Genomic DNA, 3,868 nt, shown 5'->3' on the forward strand with positions numbered 1-3,868 from the left:
GCCATCTACACCGGTCCGGGCGAGCGTCCGGCCCAGGACATCGAGGGCTGGAACGACGCGTGGGGCAAGACCGACGCGTCGGAGGAGCCGGTCGCCTGACTCAGGAGGCGGGCACCCGGCCGGCGTACCAGCTGGTCCGGCCCCACGCGGCCGCACGGGTCAGCGAGATGAGCATGTGGTCGCGGTGACGCAGGGTGCGCGAGCACGTCGAGAGCCGCTTGCAGGAGGGGCTGAGGTAGGGCTTCGCACTGAACTGGCGGTACGACGAGTAGATGCGGTCGTTCCAGATGATGTACATGATGCCCATCCGCCGGGCCAGCTCCGCGTGCTCACCGGAGGTTCCGGTCGCGAAGGCCGCCCGCAGGAACCGCGCCGCGCTCGCCCGGTCGCGAGCCCGACGTACGTCGAGCGTCCAGTCGAAGGCGCGGCCCTCCTTGTGCTCGCTCACCGATCGACCCGCGCACGAGCGCGAGATCGTGCCGAAGCGGCCGCCGTGGGTGCGGACGAGCCACCGACCCAACGCCACCGTGCCGGCCTTGGCGACCGGACTGCACACGCTCTGTGGCTGGTACCGGGCGTAGGGCTCGACCGGTGCGTACGCCGCGCCCGCGGGAGCGACGCCGATGATCAGCAGGGTGGTGGCGAGCAGCGCGACGCTGCGCCCGGCGATGGTGCGAAGACTCATGGTGGTGCGGGATCCCCTCGTGGTCGAACCCCACGACCGTACGGCGACCTGTCTGCTTTGTCCGATTTTCCGGAGAAGTGGCCTCTCCCTCAGGCCAGCGCCTTGCCGAAGCAGCGCGACAGCGGCTCGTCCTTGTAGAAGCCGAACCCGGCGATCGGGACGTAGCCGGAGCTGGAGTACAGCTGGATCGCCTCCGGCTGGCGCAGCCCGGTCTCGAGCACGATCGCCTCGGCCCCGGCCCGTCGCGCCGTCTGCTCGAGGTGGCTGAGCATCGCGCGGGCCAGCCCGCGGCCACGGGCGGCGGGCGCGACGTACATCCGCTTGATCTCGGCGGTCGCCCAGGTGTCGGCGAACGTGACGTCCTGGCGCCGGCGCCAGGCACCTGTGGCCACGGGTCGCTCGTCGAGGTAGCCGACGAAGAACGCGCCGGCCGGCGCCTCGAAGTACGAGGGGTCCAGGGGCGTCTCGTCGCGGCCTCCGTAGCGCGCGACGTACTCCCCCTGCACCTCCTCGACCAGCATCGCCGCGTCCGGGTGGGTGATCGGCAGGCGTGAGACCCGCCAGCCCGGGGTGCTCGTCATGGCGGCAGAATAGGCGCGTGAGCGACATCGTGATCCCCAGCGACCTCAAGCCCGTCGACGGCCGGTTCGGGGCCGGTCCCTCCAAGATCCCCGCCGGCGCTCTGGACGCGCTCGCCGCGACCGGGACGAGCCTGATGGGCACCTCGCACCGGCAGGCTCCGGTGAGGAAGACCGTGCGGCGGGTGCGCGAGGGCCTGGCGGAGCTGTTCTCGCTGCCCGAGGGCTACCAGGTCGTGCTCGGCAACGGTGGTGCCACGGCGTTCTGGGACGTCGCCACGTTCGGGCTGATCCGCGAGAAGAGCCAGCACCTGAGCTTCGGGGAGTTCTCCGCCAAGTTCGCCAAGGCCGCGACCTCGGCGCCCTGGCTGGCCGAGCCGTCGGTCATCAAGAGCGAGCCGGGATCCCTGCCCGCACCGGTGGCCGAGGAGGGCGTCGACGCCTACGCGTGGGCGCACAACGAGACCTCCACCGCGGTGATGGCTCCCGTCCGGCGGGTAGCCGACGACGACAGCGTGGTGCTCGTCGACGCCACCTCGGGTGCCGGCGGGCTGCCGGTCGACCTGCACGAGGTCGACGCCTACTACTTCGCGCCGCAGAAGTGCTTCGCCTCCGACGGCGGCCTGTGGATCGCGCTGATGTCCCCGAAGGCGCTCGACCGCGCGGCGTCCATCGCCACCTCCGACCGCTGGGTGCCGGCGTTCTTCGACCTGCCCACCGCGATCGAGAATTCCGCGAAGGACCAGACCTACAACACCCCGTCCGTGACGACGCTGTTCTTGATGGCCGAGCAGCTGGACTGGATGAACGGCCAGGGCGGGCTCGAGGGCATGGTCAAGCGCACCACCGCCTCGTCCGAGATCCTCTACGGCTGGGCCGGGCGGACGTCCTGGACCACGCCGTACGTCGCCGACCCGGCCCATCGCTCCCTGGTGATCGGCACGATCGACCTCGACGAGAGCATCGACGCCGACGCGGTGGCCGCGACGCTGCGCGCCAACGGCATCGTCGACACCGAGCCCTACCGAAAGCTGGGCCGCAACCAGCTGCGCATCGCGATGTACCCCGCGATCGACCCCGCCGACGTCGAGGCGCTGACGCGGTGCGTGGAGTTCGTGGTCGAGGCGCTCTGAGGTTCACTGGTTCACCAGTGAAACCGCCACTCACCCCACGTTGCATCGTGTGGGAAGTGGCAGTTTCACTGGTTAACGTGTGAAACCGCCCGCTCGACCAGCTCGTACGCCGACCGGTCGAACGCCACCATCCGGGCCTCCTCGACCTGTGTGCGCGTGCCGCTGAGCGTCTCGACCGCGGCGGCCGCGGCGTCCTCGCGCGGCCAGCCGTAGATGCCCGCCGAGACCAGCGGGAACGCCACCGTGAGGGCGCCGAGCTCGTCGGCGACCCGCAGCGCGTTGGCGTAGCAGGAGGTGAGCAGCGACCGGTCGGTCTCGCCCGCGCTGTGGTTGGGCCCGACGACGTGGATCACCCAGCGGGCGGGCATGCTCCCCGCGGTCGTCCAGCCCGCCTGGCCGGTGGCGAGCCCGTCGGGGAAGCGGCGCCGGCAGTCCTCGAGCACCGCCGGTCCCCCGGCCCGGTGGATGGCTCCGTCGACTCCTCCGCCGCCGCGCATCCGGCGGTTGGCGGCGTTGACCACCGCGTCCACCTCCTGCTGCGTGATGTCGCCCTGCACGACGGTGATCCTCATCGGGTGCTCCTCCTGATCGTCACGGCTCGACCGAGGGCCACCACCACGACGACGAGCGCACCGGCGGTGGCCCAGGGCAGCCATCCGGGGCGGCTGCCTCCTCCCGCGCCATCCTGCCGGGAGGCGTCGTCCGGGTCGACCGGGGTGGGGCTCGCCGAAGGTGTGGCCGGGCCCTGCATCCGCGCGCGCAGCTGAGAAGGCAGGTCGACCTCGTGCACCGGCGTACCGGCTCCCTCGGTGCTCACCCGGACGCGGCCGACCGGGCCGACGGAGACCGCCTCACCCTGCCGTTGCCGGGGCAGCTCGAGAGAGCCGAGCGCGGCGAAGTCGGGCAGTGCGTGCACCGTCGCCCGGACCGGACCCCGCACCAGCACGTGCCGCCCGCCGCCCAGCAGGGCCGCGTCGGTGACGTAGGCGTCGAGCCGCGCCACCGGCTCGAGCACGTTGACTCCGTCGGGGTCGAGTCGGGCGGGTGCGCGGTAGACGACCCCGCCGCCGAACGACTTGGTGATCACGTGCAGCCGGCCGCGGCGATCGGTGAAGAGCGCCTCGGCGTCGTGCGGCTTGTCGGGGTAGCGCAGCCGGACGCTGACGGTGGGCCGCACGTCGAGGTCGCGCGCGGCGACGCGCACCCGGTGGACGACCACCTCGTCGCGGGTACGCCGGTTGTCGCCGATGTCGCCGACCCACACGTGGTCCCGTCCCGCCGGGGCGAGGGCCTCGACGTCGCTGACCTCGGTGCCGAAGTCGGTGACTCCCACGGTGTCGCCGGTCCGCGCGTCCAGCACGAACACCCGCGGGCTGTCGCCGGAGTCGTTGACCGTGACCATCACCTTGCCGAGGTCGACCAGGCCACTCGACTCGTGGATGCGCGAGTCCTGCAGCTCGAAGACCACACGG

5 protein-coding genes are annotated in these 3,868 nt (G+C 72.0%); 1 reads left to right on the forward strand and 4 read right to left on the reverse strand.

The genetic code is table 11. The features are described from left to right. Positions 1 to 100: 100 nt before the first annotated feature. Together VFH10_RS09075 and VFH10_RS09080 are read right to left on the reverse strand one after the other, a co-directional pair. Positions 101 to 685, reverse strand: a complete 585-nt coding sequence (locus VFH10_RS09075) for a hypothetical protein (RefSeq protein ID WP_325127796.1) — start codon at positions 683 to 685, stop codon at positions 101 to 103. An 89-nt stretch (positions 686 to 774) separates the two neighbouring features. Further along, a complete protein-coding gene (locus VFH10_RS09080; RefSeq protein WP_325127797.1) occupies positions 775 to 1,266 on the reverse strand; it encodes a GNAT family N-acetyltransferase in 492 nt (163 codons plus the stop codon). 17 nt (positions 1,267 to 1,283) lie between these two features. Between VFH10_RS09080 and serC the strand changes: the two genes are divergently transcribed. Further along, positions 1,284 to 2,396, forward strand: coding sequence for a phosphoserine transaminase (gene serC, locus VFH10_RS09085; RefSeq protein WP_325127798.1), 1,113 nt, complete (start codon positions 1,284 to 1,286; stop codon positions 2,394 to 2,396). A 65-nt stretch (positions 2,397 to 2,461) separates the two neighbouring features. On the opposite strand, the gene VFH10_RS09090 is transcribed toward serC, so the two are convergent. Together VFH10_RS09090 and VFH10_RS09095 are read right to left on the reverse strand one after the other, a co-directional pair. Continuing rightward, positions 2,462 to 2,968, reverse strand: a complete 507-nt coding sequence (locus tag VFH10_RS09090; RefSeq protein WP_325127799.1) for an O-acetyl-ADP-ribose deacetylase — start codon at positions 2,966 to 2,968, stop codon at positions 2,462 to 2,464. Then, positions 2,965 to 3,868: hypothetical protein (locus VFH10_RS09095; protein ID WP_325127800.1), on the reverse strand; the 904-nt coding region annotated here is incomplete at its 5' end. The genes VFH10_RS09090 and VFH10_RS09095, both read right to left, overlap by 4 nt.

It is taken from the genome of Nocardioides sp., from assembly GCF_035697785.1.
Taxonomy (GTDB): domain Bacteria; phylum Actinomycetota; class Actinomycetes; order Propionibacteriales; family Nocardioidaceae; genus Nocardioides_B.